General features: G+C 64.8%; 15 protein-coding genes. 5 read left to right on the forward strand and 10 right to left on the reverse strand.

The window, feature by feature from the left end; genetic code table 11:
• Positions 1 to 41: 41 nt before the first annotated feature.
• The gene (locus tag ACSZPK_RS23365) at positions 42 to 2,552 is read right to left on the reverse strand and encodes an ABC transporter permease (protein ID WP_437883975.1); all 2,511 of its coding nucleotides are present in this window, start codon (positions 2,550 to 2,552) and stop codon (positions 42 to 44) included.
• Entirely contained in the window at positions 2,552 to 3,223 is a 672-nt protein-coding gene (locus ACSZPK_RS23370; protein ID WP_437883976.1) for an ABC transporter ATP-binding protein, read from the reverse strand. Before ACSZPK_RS23370 ends, ACSZPK_RS23365 begins: the two co-directional genes overlap by 1 nt.
• A 10-nt stretch (positions 3,224 to 3,233) precedes the next feature.
• Here ACSZPK_RS23370 and ACSZPK_RS23375 point away from each other — a divergent pair, with 10 nt between their 5' ends.
• Entirely contained in the window at positions 3,234 to 3,848 is a 615-nt protein-coding gene (locus ACSZPK_RS23375; RefSeq protein ID WP_437883977.1) for an arylesterase, read from the forward strand.
• A 104-nt stretch (positions 3,849 to 3,952) separates the two neighbouring features.
• Here the strand turns inward: ACSZPK_RS23375 and ACSZPK_RS23380 are convergent, their stop codons facing one another.
• Entirely contained in the window at positions 3,953 to 4,783 is an 831-nt protein-coding gene (locus ACSZPK_RS23380; protein WP_437883978.1) for a helix-turn-helix domain-containing protein, read from the reverse strand.
• Between the two features lie 225 nt (positions 4,784 to 5,008).
• Between ACSZPK_RS23380 and ACSZPK_RS23385 the strand changes: the two genes are divergently transcribed.
• From ACSZPK_RS23385 to ACSZPK_RS23395, 3 genes are all read left to right on the forward strand, one after another.
• On the forward strand, positions 5,009 to 6,148 hold the full coding sequence (locus ACSZPK_RS23385; protein WP_437883979.1) for a tyramine oxidase subunit B: 1,140 nt from the start codon (positions 5,009 to 5,011) through the stop codon (positions 6,146 to 6,148).
• A 33-nt stretch (positions 6,149 to 6,181) separates the two neighbouring features.
• A complete protein-coding gene (locus ACSZPK_RS23390) occupies positions 6,182 to 6,604 on the forward strand; it encodes a RidA family protein (RefSeq protein WP_437883980.1) in 423 nt (140 codons plus the stop codon).
• 258 nt (positions 6,605 to 6,862) lie between these two features.
• A complete protein-coding gene (locus ACSZPK_RS23395; RefSeq protein WP_437883981.1) occupies positions 6,863 to 8,161 on the forward strand; it encodes an NAD(P)/FAD-dependent oxidoreductase in 1,299 nt (432 codons plus the stop codon).
• 27 nt (positions 8,162 to 8,188) lie between these two features.
• On the opposite strand, the gene ACSZPK_RS23400 is transcribed toward ACSZPK_RS23395, so the two are convergent.
• The 4 genes from ACSZPK_RS23400 to ACSZPK_RS23415 form a co-directional block, all read right to left on the reverse strand.
• Positions 8,189 to 8,422, reverse strand: coding sequence for a hypothetical protein (locus ACSZPK_RS23400; RefSeq protein ID WP_437883982.1), 234 nt, complete (start codon positions 8,420 to 8,422; stop codon positions 8,189 to 8,191).
• A gap of 86 nt (positions 8,423 to 8,508) precedes the next feature.
• Complete coding sequence (cyoB, locus tag ACSZPK_RS23405) at positions 8,509 to 10,464, reverse strand: cytochrome o ubiquinol oxidase subunit I (RefSeq protein ID WP_437883983.1); 1,956 nt, start codon at positions 10,462 to 10,464, stop codon at positions 8,509 to 8,511.
• A 62-nt stretch (positions 10,465 to 10,526) separates the two neighbouring features.
• A complete protein-coding gene (locus ACSZPK_RS23410; RefSeq protein WP_437883984.1) occupies positions 10,527 to 11,036 on the reverse strand; it encodes a DUF934 domain-containing protein in 510 nt (169 codons plus the stop codon).
• Entirely contained in the window at positions 11,033 to 12,703 is a 1,671-nt protein-coding gene (locus tag ACSZPK_RS23415; protein WP_437883985.1) for a nitrite/sulfite reductase, read from the reverse strand. The genes ACSZPK_RS23410 and ACSZPK_RS23415 overlap by 4 nt, the downstream gene beginning before the upstream one ends.
• A gap of 250 nt (positions 12,704 to 12,953) precedes the next feature.
• On the opposite strand from ACSZPK_RS23415, the gene mapR reads away from it, so the two are divergent.
• Positions 12,954 to 14,363: a GntR family transcriptional regulator MpaR gene (mapR, locus tag ACSZPK_RS23420; protein WP_437883986.1), complete on the forward strand. Its 1,410-nt coding sequence runs from the start codon at positions 12,954 to 12,956 to the stop codon at positions 14,361 to 14,363.
• A gap of 172 nt (positions 14,364 to 14,535) precedes the next feature.
• On the opposite strand, the gene ACSZPK_RS23425 is transcribed toward mapR, so the two are convergent.
• The 3 genes from ACSZPK_RS23425 to ACSZPK_RS23435 are packed head-to-tail and all read right to left on the reverse strand — an operon-like array spanning position 14,536 to position 20,254.
• Positions 14,536 to 15,618, reverse strand: coding sequence for an ABC transporter substrate-binding protein (locus tag ACSZPK_RS23425; RefSeq protein ID WP_437883987.1), 1,083 nt, complete (start codon positions 15,616 to 15,618; stop codon positions 14,536 to 14,538).
• A 22-nt stretch (positions 15,619 to 15,640) separates the two neighbouring features.
• A complete protein-coding gene (locus ACSZPK_RS23430; protein ID WP_437883988.1) occupies positions 15,641 to 17,749 on the reverse strand; it encodes a TonB-dependent receptor family protein in 2,109 nt (702 codons plus the stop codon).
• Positions 17,750 to 17,797: 48 nt separating this feature from the next.
• Positions 17,798 to 20,254, reverse strand: coding sequence for a zinc-dependent metalloprotease (locus ACSZPK_RS23435; RefSeq protein WP_437883989.1), 2,457 nt, complete (start codon positions 20,252 to 20,254; stop codon positions 17,798 to 17,800).
• Positions 20,255 to 20,281 lie beyond the last annotated feature (27 nt).

A 20,281-nucleotide genomic window follows, 5' to 3' on the forward strand; every position in this document is an offset into this window, starting at 1 on the left:
GCGGCTACAGACTGCAAGCTGGAGAGCCCGTAGCCGCTGTTTTACACCTCGCGCAATACCGTCAGCGGGCTGGCATTCAGCGCCCGCCGCGTACCGATCACGCCTGCCGTGCCGACCAGCAGGGCGCCGATAACGGGCATCACCAGCAACCAGGGGTGAGGGTGCCAGTCGAGGTTGAGCGCATAGCGGTACAGCAGCAGGCTCACGGCCTCGCAGCCCAGGGCCGCCAGCAGGCCGCTGGCGGCACCAAGCAGGCCGAACTCGGTGCGCCGGGCGGCGACCAGCACGCCGCGCCGGGCACCGAGTGCGCGCAGCAACGCGCCTTGGCGCAGGCGCTCGTCGAGGGTCGATTGCAGGCCGGCGAACAGCACCGTCAGGCCGGCCGCGAGGACGAACAACAGCACGTATTCCACGGCCAGGCTGACCTGGGCGAGGATGCTGCGCAGTTGTTCGAGCAGCGCCTGGACATCGAGCAGCGTCACGGCGGGGAAGGCTCGCGCCAGGGCGATCAGCTCGCGGTCATGGCCAGGCGGCAGGTAGAAGCTGGTCAGGTAGGTGGTGGGCAGGTCCTTGAGCGTGCCGGGCTCGAAGATCATGTAGAAGTTGGGCTGGAAACTGTCCCAGTGCACCTTGCGCAGGCTGGTCGCCCGCGCCTGTTGCTCGATCCCGCCGGCACTGAAGGTCAGTACGTCGCCCAGCTCGATCCGTAGGCTCTTGGCCAGTTCCTCCTCGATGGACACGCCAGCCATGGCGTTCTCGTTGGGCCGGCCGGACCACCACTGGCCCTCGACCAGCTCGTTGCCGTTGGGCAGCTTGTCCGACCAGGTCAGGCTCAGGTCACGGTGCACCGCGCGGTCGCCGGTGTCGTCGCGCTCGGCGACATGTTCGCGCACCGGCTCGCCGTTGATCTGGGTCAGGCGCCCGGCGACGATGGGATAAAGCGGCTCGCTGTTGGGCACGATCCTGGCCAATTGCTCGGCGAAGGCATCTTTCTCGGCCGGCACGATATTCAGCGCGAAGTGATTGGGCGCTTCGGGCGGCAACTGCTCCTGCCAGGTATCCAGCAGCTCGCCACGCAGCAGGGCGATGAGCGCCATGCACAGCAGGATCATGCCGAACGCCAGGGACTGGCCGGCCGCCGCCAGGGGGTAGCGCAGCAACTGCCCGAGGCCGAGCCGCCAGGGCAACTCGGCGCGTGACAGCACGCGGCGCAGGGCTTGCAGGCCGAACAGCATCAAACCGCCGAGCAACAGGGTGGCGAGGATGCCGCCGCCGAGCAGCGACAGGGTCAGTTTCAAGTCGAGGCTGAGCCGCCACATGATCGCGCCGAGGGCCAGCAACGCAGTGCCATAGACCAGCCAGGCGCTGGGAGGAACCGGGATCAGGTCGCGTCGCAGCACGCGCAGTGGCGGCACGCGACCGAGACTGGCCAGCGGCGGCAAGGCGAAGCCGGCGAGGGCGACCAGGCCAGTGGCGACACCAGCCAGCGCGGGCATCACGCCGCCATTCGGCACGCCGGCCGGCAGCAGGCCTTCGAGCAGGATGAACAGGATGTGCTGGCCGATCCAGCCCAATAGGGCACCCGCCAGGCTGGCGATCAGGCCGAGCATGGCCAGTTGCAGGCTGAACAGCAGCAGGGCCTCGCGTCGTTGCAGGCCCAGGCAGCGCAACAGCGCACTGGTGTCGAAGCGGCGGCTGGCGAAGCGGTTCGCCGACAGCGCCACCGCGACACCGGCCAGCAGCACGGCGGCGAGGCTGGCCAGGTTCAGATAACGCTCGGCGCGGCCGAGGGCGCCGCCGATCTGGCGGTTTCCGGAGCGCGCGTCTTCGATGCGCTGGCTGGGGTCCAGGTTCTTGCCGATGCTGTCCTTGTACTGCTTCAGGCGCTGCTCGTCACCGCGCCAGAGTTCGCGATAGGTGACCCGGCTACCCGGCTGTACCACCTCGGTTGCCGCCAGGTCATCGAGGTTGATCAGTACCTGGGGCGTGAGGCTGTAGAAGTCGCCGGCGCGGTCGGGTTCGTAGGTCAGCACACGGGTCAGGCGCAGGGTGGCGCTGCCGATCTCGATCGGCTGGCCGATCTGCAGGTCCAGGGCGCTGAGCAAGCGTGCTTCGGCCCAGACTTCGCCTGGCTTCGGACCGCCTCCGGTATCCTCCGTCGCGAAAGGTGCGGGCGCACTCTTCAGCGCGCCGCGTAGCGGGTAATTGGCGCTGACCGCCTTGATGGTGCTGAGCTGGATGCCTTCGTCGGTGGCGATGACGCTGGAGAAATTGACTGTCTGCGCGTGGTCCAGGCCCAGTTGGCGGCCTGTTTCGATCTGCTCGGCGCTGGCCGGCGAGCTGCCGCGCAGGACCAGGTCGGCGCCGAGGAATTCGGTGGCGCGCAACAGCATCGCGCCGTTGAGACGCGCGCCGAAATAACCGATGGCGGTACTCGATGCCACGGCGATGAGCAGGGCGAAGAACAGTACGCGCAACTCGCCGGAGCGGGCATCGCGACGCAGTTGGCGGCCGGCCAGGCCGAGCAGGCGGAGGAAGGGCAGGCTGCGCATCAGGCGACCACGCGGCCGGCTTCCAGGCGGATCTGCCGGTGGCAGCGGTTGGCCAGGCGCTCGTCATGGGTCACCAGCACCAGGGTCGTGCCGCGCTCCTTGTTCAACTCGAACAGCAGGTCGGTGATGTGCTCGCCGGTATGGCTGTCCAGGTTACCCGTGGGCTCGTCGGCGAACAGCACCGCCGGATCGGCGGCGAAGGCGCGCGCCAGGGCGACGCGTTGCTGCTCGCCGCCGGAGAGCTGGCGCGGGTAATGGCTCAGGCGATGCTCCAGGCCGACCCGGCCGAGCAGCAGCGTGGCTTGCTGGCGGGCGTCCTTACGCCCCTCCAGTTCCATTGGCAGCATCACGTTCTCCAGGGCGTTGAGGTTGTCGAGCAACTGGAAGGACTGGAACACGAAACCGACCTGTTCGGCGCGCACTTGCGCCCGCTCGTCCTCACCCAGTTGCGACAGCGCATGCCCGGCCAGTTTCACCTCGCCGCCGCTGGGCAGGTCGAGGCCGGCGAGCAGGCCGAGGAGGGTGGATTTGCCCGAGCCGGAACTGCCGACGATGGCCAGGCTGTCGCCGCCGTCGAGGTCCAGGTCGAGGTCGTGGAGGATGGTCAGGTCGCCTTCCGCGCTGGGGACCACTTTGCTAAGGTGCCGCGCTGAAAGAATACTGGCGCTCATGGAGAATCCGATGCGTGGATGGTTGAAGTTAGGTGTTCTGGCACTGCTGCTGTGGGCCCAGGGGGCCTCTGCGGCGGGCGTTCTGCTGGTCGGGGATAGTATCAGCGCCGGTTTGGGCCTGGATACCCGACAAGGTTGGGTGGCCCTGTTGCAGACACGCATGCGCGAGGAAGGCTTCCAGCAGCCGGTGGTGAATGCCTCGATCAGCGGCGACACCAGTGCTGGCGGGCTGTCGCGCCTGCCTGCGCTGCTGCGCCAGCATGCGCCGGAGGTGGTCGTTATCGAGCTGGGTGGCAACGATGGACTGCGTGGCCAGACCCCGGCGCAATTGCAACAAAACCTTGCCGGCATGGTCGAGCAGTCGCAGCGGAGCGGGGCCAGGGTCCTGCTGCTGGGCATGCGCCTGCCGCCCAACTACGGCAAGCGCTACACCACCGCGTTCGCCGAGGTCTACCCGGCCCTGGCCAAGCAGTACGACGTGCCGCTGGTGCCATTCTTCCTCGAGGGCGCGGCGGGTATCCCGTCGATGATGCAGGCCGACGGCATCCACCCAGCGGCCAATGCGCAGCCGCTGCTGCTGGATAATGTCTGGCCGACACTGAAACCGTTGTTGAAGAAGTCATGAATAAGGAGGCCTATCTGCCTCCTTGCAAACAGCACCGCCGCGATTGGGTTGATTTATTTTAGTTTTGCGCTGCCATGGTGCGGCTGCACTTTGTTGGTGCGGTTTTATTCGTCGAAGGTTATTCGGCTCATATACGACTCGCGCATGATCCGCTGTCGGTAATCATGCGGCGTGGCACTTACCAGTTTCTTGAAGTCGCGCAGAAAGTGCGATTGATCGGCAAATCCAAGTTCCGCCGCAAGTTCAGGATAGGAAATATCGTGCTGGCTGGATATCAGGTTCAAAGTTGCCTGGCAGCGTATTATCCGGCAGAAGGATTTCGGCCCGATCCCGGTGTCCTGCCTGAACTGTTTTTGCAGGGTCCTGCTGGTGTAGCCGGTGAAGGCTTCGAGTTGGCCGACGCGTATGTCGCCCTTGTGCAGGATGATCTTCTGTAAGGCCAGGGCGGTCAGGTCGGACACCTTGCGGGTCAGGCTCGGATCGACGAAGGCGTTGAAGATCGCCATCTGCTCGCCGAGCGTCGTTGCCTGGGCGATGCGTTCGAGCATGGACGAAGCCAGGCGCATCACTTCCTGCAGGTCGATTTCCTGCTCGGTCAGGTCGGCAGCCTGCACGTCGACGAAGGCGGGGATCAGGCCTGGTGTGAAGCGCACGCCGAAGTAGCGGTGGCTGGGCTGCAGATCGACGTGCCGGGCCATCAGTGGTGTACCGCAAACCCGCGCGGCAGGGCGCTCGGCATCGCAGTCGAAAAGAATGTCCACGCAGCCGTCGGGGATCGCCATGATCCGGCTGGCCGATTCGGCGACATCGAATGAATAGAAGTGCGAGATTGCCGAATGCCGCGACGCATTGATCGAATACTGCGACGACGCGAGCACGAACCAGGGTTGTTCGCTCACGTTGCGCGATAGCGGGGCGGCGGATGTTCTTGTCATTGGAGTGGCCTGGGTATGCTGACCTGTGGCGCCTTTAATACACGAAAAACTTCCCAGCAAGAAGCGCGCCGCCAGGGTTGTTCGTCGATTTCCGAAATCTACAATACCGCTCCAGGTGTGCTCCGTACACTGCGAAACCGTTTACGCCATAACACCTGCCGTAATTAATAAACGGCAAGTTGTTGGGCGAACTGGCCTTCGTATTACTGTCACTCCGAGAACAACATGACCAACAGTACCCATATCGATTTCCTATATCTTTCCGAACAGGACATGGTCCGCGCAGGCGTTACGGACATGCCGGCCTGTGTCGATACGATGGAAGAAATGTTTGGTTTGTTGTATCGGGGCGACTATCGCATGGCAGGGCCGAACAATGACTCGCACGGCGCCATGATCACGTTCCCGGAAAGTTCGCCGTTCCCGAACATGCCCAAGCCGACTGCGGACCGGCGCATGATGGCGATGCCCGCTTACCTGGGCGGTAGTTTCTGCACCGCCGGGGTCAAATGGTATGGCTCGAACATCGCCAACCGCGAGAAAGGCCTGCCGCGTTCGATCCTCATGTTCACCTTGACCGACCCGGACACCGGCGCTCCGCTGGCGCACATGTCGGCCAACCTGCTGTCCGCCTACCGCACTGGCGCCATTCCGGGCGTGGGCGCTCGCCACTTGGCGCGCAAGGACTCCCGCGTGATCGGCCTGCTCGGCCCTGGCGTGATGGGCAAGACCACCGTCGCCGCGTTCATCGCCGCGTGCCCGCAGGTCGATACGATCAAGGTCAAGGGCCGGGGCCAGAAGAGCCTCAACAGCTTCATCGACTGGGTCAAGGAAACCTACCCGCAGGTCACCACGGTCCAGGTGGTCGATAGCCTCGAAGAGGTGGTACGCGGCTCCGACCTGGTGAGCTACTGCAGCTCCGAGGAAGTGGGTAACCCTGCGCTGTATCCGATCATCCGCAAGACGTGGGTCAAGCCAGGCGCGTTCCTGGCGATGCCGGCCGCTTGCAGCTTCGACGAAGGCATGGAGCAGGGCGACGTGCGCAAGGTGGTGGACAACCCCGGCATGTATCACGCCTGGTTCGAGGAACTGCCCAAGCCTGCACATAACTGCGTGCCGCTGGTAGGTGTGCGCTTCATGGACATGATCGCCGAGGGCAAGCTGCACGCGGAGCAGGTCGAGGACATCGGCAAGATCATCGCCGGCGACGCGCCGGGCCGCCTGAACGATGAGGAAATCATCCTGATGTCGGTCGGTGGCATGCCGGTCGAAGACGTCGCCTGGGGCACCGTGGTGTATCGCAAGGCCGTCGAGAAAGGCATCGGCGTGAAGCTGAACCTGTGGGAAACCCCGGTGCTCAGCTGAGCACTGCAACCTCCATCCAACAAGGCATTCGACATGACCCAGATCATCAAGCTCACCACCGGTTCCAAGTTCGAGAAAGAGGCCAGCTACTCGCGCCTGGTCGCCGTCGACAACTGGATCTACGTATCCAACACCGCCGGGCGTAACCCGCAGACCAAGCTGATCCCGGAAGACCTCACCGAGCAGACTCACCAGGTGTTCGCCAATATCGAAGCGGCGCTGGTCGCCGTCGAGTCGAGCCTGGCCGATGTGATCTTCTCCCGCGTCTACGTGCAGGACCCGCAGGACGTGCCGGCGGTGATGGCGATCATTGGCGAGAAGTTCCGTGGCATCAATCCTGCTACCACCGTCACCTGCCCGCCGCTGGGTGGCCTGGCCTACAAGGTCGAGCTGGAAGTGACCGCGTTCCGTGGCGCGTCGCGTGCCGAGGTGACGGAAATCACCCTGGCGCAGTAAGGCTGCAAGCCGATGCTTTCGCCTCTGGGGCATGTTCAATCCTGCACCTTGGCGAATGGCCGGTTCGGGGCACAAGCGGACACCTGCTTTTGTAGGGTGGACAACGCTCTTCTTGTCCACCGTTGGCTATGCAGAGCGGTGGACAAGCTTCGCGTTGTCCACTCTACGAATCACCGTTTGTGCCTCAAAACAGCCAACCTGACTGCCGGGCAGAGCGGTTGGTCATTACAACCACAACACGTACCACCGAGGTTTCCAATGGCGCCCACTATCGAGCCCGTGAACATTCCCGCCCAGCCGCTTCCCTCGGCGACCACCGTGGTGATCATCGGCGGTGGGATCATCGGCCTGACCGCCGCGCTGACCCTGGCCGAACGCAACATTCCGGTCGTGGTGCTGGAGAAAGGACGCATCGCGGGTGAGCAGTCGTCGCGCAACCTCGGTTGGGTACGCAAGACCAATCGGCATGCCGAGGACATTCCCCTGGCGCTGGCGTCCGATCGTCTGTGGGCGCAGATGCCCGAGCGGCTCGGTGCCGATGTCGGCTATCGCCAGGCAGGCATCATGTTCATCGGTCGCACCGAGGCTCAGATGGCCATGCACGAGGCCTGGCTGAGTTCGGTGCAGCATCTGTCACTGGACTCGCGCCTGCTCAGCGCGCGAGAGATCGCCGACAAGGTGCCGGGTGGCCGTGGCCAGTGGGTCGGTGGACTCTACACGCCGTCCGATGCCCGTGCCGAGCCGACCCTGGCCTCCAGTGCTATCGCCAAGGCGGCGATGGCCAAGGGCGCGGTGATCATCGAAAACTGTGCAGTGCGTGATCTGGTCACCAATGCAGGGCGCGTCAGCGGCGTGCTCACCGAGAAAGGTGAAATTCGCTGTGAGCAGGTTCTGCTGGCGGGCGGCTACTGGTCGCGGCGTTTCCTCGGCAACCTCGGGATCAACTTCCCGACCTTGCCGCTGATCTGCTCGGTACTGCGCACCAGACCCATGGAGGGGCCGACGGATATCGCCGTCGGCGCGCCGGACTTCTCCTTCCGCAAACACAAGGATGGCGGCTTCATCATCACCCAACGCGGCGCCCTGGATGCCTCGTTGACCCTTGACCACTTGCTGTTGGGCATGCGTTACCTGCCGCAGATCAAGGCGCAGCGCAGTTTCATGCGTATCGGCCTGGGCAAGGAGTTCTTCAGGGACCTGGGGCTGGCGCGGCGCTGGAGCGGCAACAAGGTCTCGCCGTTCGAGAAGGTTCGTGTCCAGGACCCCGCCGCCAACCAGGCGCTGAACAAGGAGGCGATGGATAACCTCAAGGCCGCCTGGCCGGTGTTCGAGCAAGCGCAGATCGAACAGACCTGGGCCGGCACCATCGACGTCACGCCGGACTCCAATCCGGTGATCGGTCCGGTCGCGAAGATTCCGGGGCTGACCGTCGCCTCCGGCTTCTCCGGCCACGGTTTCGGCACCTCGCCGGCAGCCGGTCACCTGGCGGCGGACCTGGTGTCCGGTCACACGCCGATCATCGATCCGGCGCCTTATCGCTTCGAGCGCTTCCTGTAACGGCTTTGACTGGTTCGCTTCGCCAGATCAGTCAGGCTCATCGAGCGTGTGGGTGTCGATGACCTTCATGCTCGACAGGATCAGCCCGAGCCCTGCGAACAGCGCCACGAAGCCCAAGCCCGTCAGCGCCAGTTGATGCAGTGCCTGCGCGCTGAGCGCACACATCGCGATGGCCAAGGCGAAGCGGGGCAAGCCGCTGCGATAGGTGATGCAGGCCAGCAGCAGCTCCAGGCAACTCGTCACCAGAAACAGAATACTCATGGGCTTTTCCAATCGAGCGAAGCGCAGGCAGCGTGTGCTTCTTCAATGGGCAGAAGAGCCTTGGGGCAAGGCTCTTCTTGGCAAGGTCAGCCTCTGGCCGACCGTTCTATCTCTTCGATTTCATCGGGCTGCACGTAGTAGTCCGTGTCTTCGTCATAGCTGCGCACGATGAAGCAGGCGATGGCGCCGACGAAGGTGGCAAGCGTCAGCCACCAGATATGCCAGACCAGGGCGAAGCACATCAGCGTCAGTAGCGCCGAGGCGATCAAACCAACGCCGGTGTTACGCGGCATATGGATCGGCCGGTAGCGCTCGGGCGCTGTCGGCAGGCCTTCGCGTTTCATCTCGTAGAACTCGTCGACACGATCCCCACGCGGCGTCACGGCGAAGTTGTAGAACGGCGGCGGCGAGGACGTCGACCATTCCAGGGTGCGCGCATTCCACGGGTCGCCCGTGTGGTCGGCCAGTTGCTTGCGATTCTTGATGCTCACGGCGATCTGGATCACGGTGCAGAGAATGCCCAGGCCGATCAGTACCGCGCCGATTACCGCGACTTGCAGGTACGGCACCCATTCCGGGTTGCTGGTGGTGTTCAGGCGTCGGGTCATGCCCATGAAACCGAGGATGTACATGGGCATGAAGGCCAGATAGAAGCCGACCAGCCAGAACCAGAACGAGGCCTTGCCCCAGCCTTCGTGCAGGCGGAAGCCGAACGCCTTGGGGAACCAGTAGGTGATGCCGGCCATGTAGCCGAACACCGCGCCGCCGATGATCACGTTATGGAAGTGGGCGACCAGGAACAGGCTGTTGTGCAGCAGGAAGTCGGCGCCGGGCACCGCCAGCAGCACGCCGGTCATGCCGCCGATGGAGAAGGTCACCATGAAGCCGAGGGTCCACAGGATCGGCGAGGTGAATTCCAGGCGCCCGCGGTACATGGTGAACAGCCAGGTGAAGATCTTCACCCCCGTGGGAATCGCGATGATCATCGTGGCGATGCCGAAGAAGGCGTTGACGCTGGCCCCCGAGCCCATGGTGAAGAAGTGGTGCAGCCACACCACGAACGACAGGAAGGTGATGGCGAGGGTCGCCCAGACCATCGAGTGATAGCCGAACAGGCGCTTGCGGGCGAAGGTCGCGGTGACTTCGGAGAACACGCCGAAGGCCGGCAGGATGAGGATGTACACCTCGGGGTGACCCCAGGCCCAGACCAGGTTCACGTACATCATCGGGTTGCCGCCGAGGCTGTTGGTGAAGAGGTGGAAGTCCAGGTAGCGATCCAGGCTCAGCATCGCCAGGGCCACGGTGAGGATCGGGAAGGCGGCGACGATGATCACGCTGGTGCAGAAGATGGTCCAGGTGAAGATCGGCATCTTGAACATCGTCATGCCCGGTGCGCGCATCTTGAGGATGGTGACCAGGAAGTTCACGCCCGTCAGCAGGGTGCCGAGGCCGGACAGTTGCAGGCTCCAGATGTAGTAATCGACGCCGACGCCAGGGCTGTATTCGATGCCGGACAAGGGCGGGTAGGCGACCCAGCCACTCTGGGCGAACTCGCCGATGAACAGCGAGGCGTTGGTCAGCAGCACGCCGCCGACGAACAGCCAGAAACTCAACGAGTTGAGCAGCGGGAAGGCCACGTCGCGCGCGCCGATCTGCAACGGCGTGACGATGTTCATCAGGCCCACCACCAGCGGCGTGGCGACGAAGAAGATCATGATCACGCCGTGGGCGGTGAATATCTGGTCGTAGTGGTGCGGCGGCAGGTAGCCCTCGGCACCGCCGTGGGAAAGCGCCAGTTGCGTGCGCATCATGATGGCGTCGGCGAAGCCGCGCAGGAGCATGACCAGGGCGACGACGATGTACATCACGCCGATCTTCTTATGGTCGACCGAGGTCAGCCACTCGCTCCACAGATAGGACCATTTCCTGAAGTAGGTGAGGGCGGCGCACAGGCCTACAGCCCCCAGTGCCACGGCGATCATCGTGACCACGAGGATCGGTTCGTGCAGGGGAATCGCATCGAGGGTGAGTTTTCCGAACATGGCTAGAAACGTCGCCGGCGAGCGGCGTACGGACTCCTTGGGGCAGTGGGGATCGGGTGGGGCTAGCGGCGGCGGAACAGCGGCCGCGGTTCTATCGCCGAGCGGCCATAGAGCACGCTCATGCCGGCGAGGCCCTTGAGGGCGTCATCGACCGGCTTGTCCGCACGCACGGCGAAGGCATCGAAGCCGCACTGGCGCATGTGCGCGAGCTGGTCGCGCAGCACGTCGCCGACCGCGCGCAACTCGCCTTGCCAGCCCAGGCGGGTGCGCAGCAGGTAGGCCTGGCTGTAGCCACGGCCGTCGCGAAAGCTGGGGAAGTCGATGGCGATCAGTGGCAGGACCGCAAGCCAGGGTTCGAGCTCCAGCGGGTCGTCGTCTGGTATCAGGAGAACCCCGTCCGGGCTGGGTTTGGCGCCTGTCAGGACGGCCTCGCTCTGGCTGGCGAGCCAGTCTTTCAGCGACAGGATCAATGGGCCAGAGCAGGGCGCCTCGAGGTCTTCACGCAACAAGGTCCACGGATCATCCAGGCGTACCTTTGCCTGCCCTTCATGCAAGACGATCAGGTTGTTCATGCCGGCTCCCGGTCCTTGTTGTAGACGCGGGCCTTGAACGGCTCGATACCGAGACGCTGAACCGTATCGATGAAACGCTCGTCGTCCTGTTTGTGTTCGCCGTAGGTTTCGACCAGGCGTTCGATGACGTCGGGAATCTCGTCGGCGCTGAACGAAGGGCCGATGACTTTGCCGAGGGCGCTGTCCTTGCCCTGGGCGCCGCCGATGGTGACCTGGTACCACTCGCTGCCGTTCTTGTCGACGCCGAGGATACCGATGTTGCCGATGTGGTGATGGCCGCAGGCATTCATGCAGCCGGAGATGTTCAGGCTGAGGTCGCCGAGGGCGTGCAGCGCCTGCGCGTCGCTGAAACGCTGCTGGATCGCCTGGGCGATGGGAATCGACTTGGCGTTGGCCAGCGAACAGTAGTCGCCACCCGGACAGGCGATGACATCGGTCAGCAGGCCGATGTTGGGCGTGCCCAGGCCGGCGGCGTCCAGCTGTTGCCAGAGCGGATAAAGGTCTGACTTGCGCACGTCGGGCAGTACCAGGTTCTGCTCGTGGGCCACGCGGATTTCGCCTAGACCGACGCGCTCCGCGAGTTCGGCGACGACGTCCATCTGCTCGGCCGTCATGTCGCCGGGCGGCAGTGCGGCGCCAGGTTTGGTCGATACCACCACGCTGGCATATCCGGGCACCTTGTGTGGATGCAGGTTGCGTGAGGTCCAACGGGCGAAGGCTGGATCGCCAAGCAGCGCGCTGCCATAGTCCAGATCATGTTCGGCCAGTCGCTCGTAGCGAGGCGGCGTGAACGCCGCGGCGACCCGTTGGTACTCTGCGTCGGTCAGTTGCGCCGGGCCGTCCTTGATATGCGCCCACTCGGCCTCGACCTCGGCGGCGAAGGCTTCGATACCCAGGGCCTTGACCAGGATCTTGATCCGCGCCTTGTACTTGTTGTCGCGTCTGCCGTGGCGGTTGTAGACCCGCAGGATGGCCTCGACGTAGGACAGCAGGTGCTGCCAGGGCAGGCCGTCGCGAATCTGCTGGCTGAGGATCGGCGTGCGGCCCAGGCCGCCACCGACCATCACGTTGAGCAGCAGCTCGCCGCTCGCGCCGCGATAAACATAAAGGCCGACATCGTGCATGGCCACGGCGGCGCGGTCTTCCTCGGCGGCGCACAGGGCGATCTTGAACTTGCGTGGCAGGAACAGGAATTCCGGGTTGATCGTCGACCACTGGCGGAGGATTTCCGCCAGCGGCCGTGGGTCGAGAATCTCGTCCGCCGCCACCCCGGCAAAGGCTTCGGTGGTGATGTTGCGCACGCAGTTGCCGGAGGTCTGGATGGCATGCATTTCCACCTCGGCCAGGCGTTCGAGGATGTCTGGCACCTGTTCCAGCTCGATCCAGTTGAACTGGATGTTCTGCCGCGTGGTGAAGTGCCCATACCCGCGGTCGTAGTCGCGGGCGATGCTGGCGAGGGTGCGCAACTGGCGCGACGACAGGGTGCCGTAGGGGATCGCCACGCGCAGCATGTAGGCGTGCTTCTGCATATACAGGCCGTTCTGCAGGCGCAGCGGCAGGAATTCTTCCTCGCTCAGTTCGCCGCTGATGCGCCGCTGCACCTGGTCGCGGAACTGGGCCACGCGCTCGCGCACCAGGGCGTGGTCGTAGTCGTCATAGTGATACATGCGGAACCCTCTTGGCCTCCGGGCGAGGCGAACAACAGGCGTTCACTATGGGCAAGGCGCGTGTTACGAAACAGCCTCAGATAATTCAGAAAAAACCGTATCAGATGATCTGCAAGCATGGCGTTATTGGTGGACTGAAACCAGGAACTCTTTTGAACAGCGACTGATATGGTTTTTTATAAATAATCTGGTTCTGTACTGAATCATGTGTCTGGCCGATGATGCACTGTCGCGCAGCCAGGTTCGCCGAATGAAACGCTACGAAAGATTCGCCGATGAGATCGCGGTGCTGATCCGCACCGGCGTCCTCGCGCCGGGTGAAAAGGTGCCCTCGGTGCGCCATGCCAGCCGCACCTACGGGGTCAGCCCGTCGACCGTGTTCCAGGCCTATTACCTGCTGGAAGACCGTGGCCTGATCCAGGCACGGGCGCGCTCCGGCTACTTCGTGCGCGAGCATGCCCGGCGGCCGCTGCATGAGCCCGAGCAGCATGTACGCCCGGCGCAGACCACCGAGGTCGATGTCAGCGAACTGGTGTTCTCGGTGCTCGACTCGCTCAAGGACCCCGATACCGTGCCCTTCGGCTCGGCCTTCCCGAGCCCGGAGCTGTTTCCCTTGCCACGCCTGGCACGCTCCATGGCCCAGAGTGTGCGCGAGATGACCGGCCAGGCGATCATCGCCGACATGACCCAGGGCAACCCGGACCTGCGCCGGCAGATCGCCCTGCGCTACATGGTCAGCGGCGTGCGCCTGCCGCTGGAGGAACTGGTGATCAGCAACGGCGCGCTGGAGGCACTCAACCTGTGCCTGCAATCGGTCACCGCGCCTGGCGATCTGGTCGCCATCGAAAGCCCGGCGTTCTACGCCACCCTGCAGGTACTGGAGCGCCTGAAACTCAAGGCGGTGGAGATTCCCGTGCATCCCCGCGAGGGCATCGACCTGGAGGTCTTGGCCGACAGCCTGGAGCAGTTGCCGATCAAGGCCTGCTGGTTCATGAGCTCGCTGCAGAACCCGCTGGGGGCGAGCATGAGCGACGAAAAGAAACGGGGCCTCTACGACTTGCTGTGCCGGCATCAGGTGCCATTGATCGAGGATGATGTGTACGCCGAGCTGTATTACGGCGTGCAGCCGCCCCGGCCGGTGAAGAGCTTCGACAGCGAAGGGCTGGTGATGCACTGCGGCTCGTTTTCCAAGTGCCTGGCGCCGGGCTACCGGGTCGGTTGGGTGGCGGGCGGGCGTTATGCCCAGCGCATCGCCCGGCTCAAGCTGATGACCACCATCTCGCCTTCGGTGCCGGCCCAGGCCGCGTTGGCCGATTACCTGCAACACGGCGGTTACGACCGTCATCTGCGCAAGCTGCGGCACCTGCTGGAAAGCCAGCAGGCGTCGATGCTGGCCTCGGCGGCGCGGCATTTCCCGGATGAAACGCGGGTCACTCGGCCTGCCGGAGGGTATTTCCTCTGGTTCGAATTTCCCCAGCGGGTCGATTCGTTGCAACTGTTCCGCCTGGCCCTGGCCCAGGGCATCAGCCTGGCGCCTGGGCCGATCTTCTCCGCGACCCGCGCCTTCGGCCATTGCGCGCGGCTCAACCATGGCCACCCGTGGGACGCGCAGAGCGAGCAGGCGATGGCGACCCTGGGGCGAATCCTGGCGGCGTTTTAATTGAAGTGTTGGTGTGGGATGTTCGTGCGATGAGCGTTCCTACGCGGTGTGTTTAGCCGTCATTCCCGCGAAAGCGGGAATCCAAATACGCCAATTTTTTTGGATTCCCGCTTTCGCGGGAATGACGATTAAGGAGGGGCGGGCGTTCATAGAATGTCCGTTTCTGATGGCCTCACTCCCTGGCGACCTTAGCCTGTGTGCCTAGGTGTTTCTTCGCATCCTCGGTCGCGGCACGCATGCCCGCATTGAAGCCGGTGTCGAACAGCCCCTGGATATCCGGCGTCCGGGACGTCACGCCAAGCTGCTGCCAGAACTGCGCTTCGCGGCGAAACGAGTTTTCCAGCACGTTCTGCTGTTCGTCGCTCAGGCCATACTCGGTCTGGGTTTTGCGCGCGATCCGCAGCATCACGCCTTCATCGATGCGCGCCAACCTGGCACTGAGCGCTGCCCATTGCTGTGGGTGCGCGGCGACCCACACGGTGGAACGGGCCAGGCGTTGCAGGAAGTCGTCGATGGCGGCGCGCTTGGCCGGGTCGGCCAGTGCCTGGGGCGAGGCGTACTGGATGGTGTAGCTGTCTTCGCGGTTGCCCAGCCAGCCGAGCAGGCGCAGGTCCGGATGCGATTGCAGCACACTGACCTGCGGGTCCCAGGTGCCCCAGGCGTCGATGTGCTCGGCGAGCAGGGCGGCGAGGGCGGCGTCGTTGGTCAGGTTGAGCAACTGGATGTCGGCGAAGTCCAGATGTTCTTTCTCCAGGGCCTGGCCGAGCAGGTACTGGGTGCCGGTGCCTTTCATGATCGACACCCGCGCGCCCTTGAGGTCGGCGATGCTGTGGTAGGGCGAATCCTTGCGTACCAGGATGGCGCCGCCGGTCTCGCTGATGTCGCTCGCGACGGGACGCCCCGCGGCCACCACCTTGACCCCGCTGGCGTTGTTGTTGGCCGCCTCGAACAGGATGCCGGTGGCGCCGCCGTTGCCGCCGATGTCGATGTTGCCGCCGCGCAACGCTTCGAGCAGCGCCGGCGTGGCGGAGAACTCCGACCATTCGATCTGGTAGGGCACGTCCTCCAGTTGCCCGGCCACTTCCAGGTAGGGACGGTTGCCGATCTTGTTTGGCGCGCCCACGCGCAGCACGACCCTGGACAGGTCGGGGCTGGCGTCGGCTACCTGTTGCGCACTGGGCGGCGTGGGCTGGTCGCAGGCGGCGATGGCAAGCATGGCCAGCGCGGCGAGGACGAGAGAGACGAATCGGGTCATGGTCATCATCACTGTCAGGGACTCAGAAGTGGTAGCTGACGCCAGCGGTCAGGCTGCGTCCGTCACCGGGGTAGAAGGCTTCGAGGTTGTGGTTGCCGGCCGCGTCGTAGGTGACGTTGACCGCCGAGGCGTATTTCTTGTCGGTGAGGTTGTTCAGGCTGAGGAACACCGACCACTGATCCTTGTAGTCGTAACCGAGATTGGCGCCGAACAGCCAGTAGGGCGCTGCTTCCAGGGTGTTGGCGAAGTCGATGTAGTAGCCCGACACGCCGGTGGCGGACAGCCCGGCGTGGAAGCCGCCGTCCTGGTATTTCAGGCTGGCCTGGTAGAGGTGGCGCGGTATGCCCGGCAACTGGTTGGTGCCGAACTGCTCGTCGCCACGGAAGTAGAAGTCGTTGAAGGTATAGGCCTGGCGCAGGTCCAGGCGGCGTCCGGCTGACTGCCACAGCGCGGTCGACAGGCCCAGTTCGACCCCCTGGTGAATGGTCGGCGAGGCGTTGAACGCCGTGGTGATGGCACTGGAAGTCTGGGTCGCGGGCTCGACTTCGACGATCAGCAGTTCATCCTTGACCCAACTGCGGTAGATGGCGGCGGAGGCATCGATGCGTTCATTGCTGAAGCGCAGGCCCAGCTCGACGGTATTGGCGTTCTGCACCACCAGCGGTTTGACGAAGTTGACTGCCGTGCTGTAGGTCGACGGCGAGTATTGCCAGGTGACCGCCGGGTCCAGCGAACGGCTGGCGTTGGCGAACAGTTGCAACTCCGGGCTGGCCTGCCAGGTCAGGCCCAGGCGCGGGGCGAGCTTCCATTCGTCGTAGTCGAGGGCGCTGGGGTACTGGCTGTTGTTCGGCGCAGCGCTGTAGTCGATGGCGATGTCGCGTTTGATCTGGGCGGCGGACAGCCCCACCAGCAGGCGTAGGCTGTCGCTCAGCGACAGGGTGTCGCCGATGGAGAACACGTTGTCCAGCGAGCCGTTGTAGCTGTTCTGCTTGCGCGTCACCTTGCCATTGCCGTTGCTCAGGTAGGCGTAGGTCTTGCCGACGTTCTGCCGGGTGAGGAACCAGCCGAGCTCCAGTTCGTTGGCCAGGCCGAACAGCTCATCGTGGCGGCTGTAGCGCAGCGTGGTGCTGAAGTCCGCGTAGTCGCCGGCGCCCGGCGTGGTGCTGTGGGCGTTGGAACGCTGTGGCAGCTTGTAGTAGCCCAGGCCCAGTTGTACTTCGGAGGCATCGTCGAGGCGGTAGCGGGTGGTGCTGCCGATCTGGAACGAGGCGTATTTGTCCACCTGGCTGCGGTTGGCCAGCACCGAGCTGCTGGTGCGCCGTGGGTTGTCCTGCAGTTGGCTTTTCGACAGCAGGCCAGGCGTCTGGTGGAACTCTTCGCCGTAGCGGATCTGCAGGCGGGTTTGCAGGTCGGGCGAAAAGACATGGCCGAAGTTGGAGTGGAGCACCCGCGACTTCCTGAAGGTGTGGTCCTGGAAACCGTCGCGGCGCGAATCGACCAGCGTCAGGTAGTAATCGCTGTCGCCGATCACGCCGCCATGGGCGAACTGGCTTTTCTGGTAGCCGAAGCTGCCGCCCTCGTAGTGCAGGCGGGTGCCGGGGGCGCTGCGGCCGCTCTTGCCGACGAAGTTGATCGCGCCGCCGAGGGTCAGGGCACCCTGTTCGAAGGCGTTGGCGCCGCGCAGCACTTCGGTGTAGTCGAGGTTGAGCGGTTCGAACAGCTCGTAGGAGGCGCCGGCCGGACCGGTCAGCGGCACGCCGTCCATCAGGTACTTCACGCCATTGGGCATGTTGCCGATGGGCGAGAGCATGCCCGAGCCACGGATCGAGACATGCACCGCGTCGTTGCCGCCAGCGGAGGTGACGAAGACCCCGGGCTGGCCGGACAGCACGTCCTGCATGCTGGCGGCGCGGCCTTGTTCGACATCCGCGTTGCGGATGACGCTGGTGGCGCCGGGCACGTTGTCGAGGCGTTTTTCGGCGCTGTCGGCGCCTTCGAGCCGCTTGCTTTCGACGACGACGGTGGCCAGGCGTTCGTCGCCGCTGTCCGGGTCGGGCGTCGCGGCCATGGCGAAGGTGCCTGGCAGTCCGAGGCAGCAGGCGAGGAATTGACGCAAGGTTGGGTGGTTCATGGATTCTTCTCGTTGGGATGAGGTCGCCTGCCTGTGGCAGGCGCTGGGTCAGATGGGCTCGCCTGGGGGAATGCGCACGTCAAGCGTGGGATCGGCAAACTGGGTGCGGTCATGCAGCAGGCCCAGCAGCCAGGCGTCGTGGGCGGCGTCTTCGCCGCTGCGCTGGCGGGTTTGCAAGGTGCGCGCGAGGCGTTGCAGATGGCGCTCGATCAGCGCCCGCGCGCTGGCTGACAGTGGCTCGTCGCGGCGCGGGAACACCGCGCCGTAGGTGGCCGGTATCACCACCCCGCCAGCGTGCCTGGCGAGCATGTAGAGGGTACGGAACTCGACGCGACGGGCGATCTCGGCTTCCCTGGGATCATGGCTCGGCAGGCTGAAGGCGCCCTGGATGAGTTGCTGCAGGTAGGCATCGAGCCCCCAGTTCGACGTTTGCCGTTCCACCAGGCGATTGAGTCGCTCGGGGGCGAGCAGGGCGCTGAGGGTGATGTCGGCGGCGACTTCCGCGGCCACGTACTGGTCGAAGCCCCGGCCCTGGCGGCCGAGAAAGCTCTCCTGGGCGCTGCGGGGGTCGTTGCTGGCACTGGTCTGGGCCGAGAGCAGCGCCAGTTGTTCGTCGGACAGGCGCAGCCCGGCGGGCTCCAGGGTCTTCAGCAGCGCCTGCAAGGCCTGCTGCTGGAGTTGATCGGCGACCGGCTCGAACAGCGACCCCGGTTTGAGATCGGCGGTCTTGACCGGGTAGCGGTAGCTGCTGCCACCGATCAACTTGGCCGCGGCCACCACCTGATAGCGGTGATAGAGATAGACCGGCACGAGCCGCTGGCGCAGTTCGCTCACGGCCTCGCCTTCGTGCAGGTTGTCCAGGCCGAAGCGCTTCAGGGCGATCTGGCGCACCTGCAGGGCGTGGGCGAGGGCTTCGAGCGGGTCGTCGCCATCGTCCCAGGAGCTGCCGTTGACCAGCCAGGTCTGGTCCGAGCGGCCATCCACGTCGGTGGCGTAGCGCAAGGTCTCGGCGCCCTTGGCGATGCGTTCGGCCAGGCCGTTTTCATCCCCGTAGAGCGCGTCGACGCTGAACAGGTCCCAGGCGCCGATGCCGCTGGCGAAGGCGTCGCTGAAGTCGAGCTGGTCATTTTCGATACGGATGCGCGGCACCGGATAGTCCATCACCGAGCTGCGCTGCTGGGCGCTGCCGGCGAAGTTGTGCTGGAAGCCCAGGGCATGGCCCAGCTCGTGGGCCACCAGTTGGCGCAGGCGGGCCAGGGCGATCTGTTCGGGATCGTTGCTGCCGCCCTGGCCGGTCTGCCGCGTGCCGAGCAGGCCTTCATAGATCATCAGGTTGTGGCGGATGCGTTGCGAATCCAGCAACACCGAGCCGCGCAGGATTTCGCCGGTGCGCGGGTCGCTGACCATCTGCCCCCAGGACCAGCCGCGCGTCGCCCGGTTGACCCAGAAGATCACGTTGTAGCGGCTATCGAACGGGTCGGCGCCCTCCGGCAGCACCTCGACGCGAAACGCATCGATGAAGCCGGCGGCCTCGAAACCCTTGGCCCACCAGCGGGCGCCGTCGAGCAGTGCGCTGCGCAAGGGTTCCGGCGCGCTGTTGTCGATGTAGAAGACAATCGGTTTCTTGACCTTCGACGGCGCCGAGCCCGGATCGAGCTTCTCCAGGCGAAAGCGCTTGGCGTAGCGTTGCAGGATCGGTGCGCCCAGCGGCGCGGAGAAGTCGGTGACCTGCACATCCACCGCACCGGTGCGCGGATCGAAGCGGCGTGGCTGGTAGTGAGCGTCCGGCAGGCGCAGAAAACTGTGGCGGATACCCACGCTGACCTGCGCCGCATCCGGCTTGATGGCGGTGATTTCAGGGCCCGCCTGGCGCACGCGGAAGGTGAAGGTAGTGTCCACGTCGATGCCGTCGGCGAAGGCGTTGAGGTGATCACCGTCGATCAGCGTCAGCTCGGTGGCTGGCTCGAAGCTGCCCTTGCCCGATGACGCCAGCACGGCCTGCAGGCCGAACGGATCACGGCCGAGAAACCCCGACAGGTCGGCGATCGACGAACCGTCCGCCAGGCGCGCGAGTACCGGCGCCTGCCACACCAGGGTGTCGGAAAACGACTGGCGGGTGGCCGCTTGTTCCTGGCCGCCGGCGGAGGCGGTGAACTGTGGCGAGCGGTACTCGCCGATCACCTGGTCGCCGACCAGGCGAAAGGCCAGGATGCGCGCGGGGACGATCTGCCCACGGTCGATGCGCGGCGCGCTGAGGCCGACGCCAAGGCCTTTGACCACGGTGGCGACGTGCAGCACCTGGGCCAGCGTGCCATCCTCGTTGGCAGGTGGCAGTTGGATGAAGACGCGATTCTGCGCCGGGTCGACGAACAGCGGGAACAGTCCGCCCGGCAACGAGCGGTACTGCGCGGCGCGAGCCGGCCAGTCCGCCGCTGGCGGGGCGGCCAGGGCCAGGCCGGCCAGCAGGCTGCAAAACAGCAATGCGATAGAGGCAAAGGTTTTCATGGCAACGCCTTGTCAATGATCGATCTC

This window comes from Pseudomonas sp. LRF_L74, from assembly GCF_965644255.1.
Classification (GTDB): Bacteria; Pseudomonadota; Gammaproteobacteria; order Pseudomonadales; family Pseudomonadaceae; genus Aquipseudomonas.

Excerpts from the sequence above, each read along its gene's own strand:
- ACSZPK_RS23415 (WP_437883985.1), bottom strand. The coding sequence starts at position 12,703 with ATGTATCACTATGACGACTACGACCACGCCCTGGTGCGCGAGCGCGTG.
- ACSZPK_RS23395 (WP_437883981.1), top strand. The coding sequence starts at position 6,863 with ATGGCGCCCACTATCGAGCCCGTGAACATTCCCGCCCAGCCGCTTCCC.
- mapR (WP_437883986.1), top strand. The coding sequence starts at position 12,954 with ATGAAACGCTACGAAAGATTCGCCGATGAGATCGCGGTGCTGATCCGC.
- cyoB (WP_437883983.1), bottom strand. The coding sequence starts at position 10,464 with ATGTTCGGAAAACTCACCCTCGATGCGATTCCCCTGCACGAACCGATC.
- ACSZPK_RS23365 (WP_437883975.1), bottom strand. The coding sequence starts at position 2,552 with ATGCGCAGCCTGCCCTTCCTCCGCCTGCTCGGCCTGGCCGGCCGCCAA.
- ACSZPK_RS23385 (WP_437883979.1), top strand. The coding sequence starts at position 5,009 with ATGACCAACAGTACCCATATCGATTTCCTATATCTTTCCGAACAGGAC.
- ACSZPK_RS23370 (WP_437883976.1), bottom strand. The coding sequence starts at position 3,223 with ATGAGCGCCAGTATTCTTTCAGCGCGGCACCTTAGCAAAGTGGTCCCC.
- ACSZPK_RS23425 (WP_437883987.1), bottom strand. The coding sequence starts at position 15,618 with ATGACCCGATTCGTCTCTCTCGTCCTCGCCGCGCTGGCCATGCTTGCC.
- ACSZPK_RS23410 (WP_437883984.1), bottom strand. The coding sequence starts at position 11,036 with ATGAACAACCTGATCGTCTTGCATGAAGGGCAGGCAAAGGTACGCCTG.
- ACSZPK_RS23400 (WP_437883982.1), bottom strand. The coding sequence starts at position 8,422 with ATGAGTATTCTGTTTCTGGTGACGAGTTGCCTGGAGCTGCTGCTGGCC.
- ACSZPK_RS23375 (WP_437883977.1), top strand. The coding sequence starts at position 3,234 with ATGCGTGGATGGTTGAAGTTAGGTGTTCTGGCACTGCTGCTGTGGGCC.
- ACSZPK_RS23380 (WP_437883978.1), bottom strand. The coding sequence starts at position 4,783 with ATGACAAGAACATCCGCCGCCCCGCTATCGCGCAACGTGAGCGAACAA.
- ACSZPK_RS23435 (WP_437883989.1), bottom strand. The coding sequence starts at position 20,254 with ATGAAAACCTTTGCCTCTATCGCATTGCTGTTTTGCAGCCTGCTGGCC.
- ACSZPK_RS23430 (WP_437883988.1), bottom strand. The coding sequence starts at position 17,749 with ATGAACCACCCAACCTTGCGTCAATTCCTCGCCTGCTGCCTCGGACTG.
- ACSZPK_RS23390 (WP_437883980.1), top strand. The coding sequence starts at position 6,182 with ATGACCCAGATCATCAAGCTCACCACCGGTTCCAAGTTCGAGAAAGAG.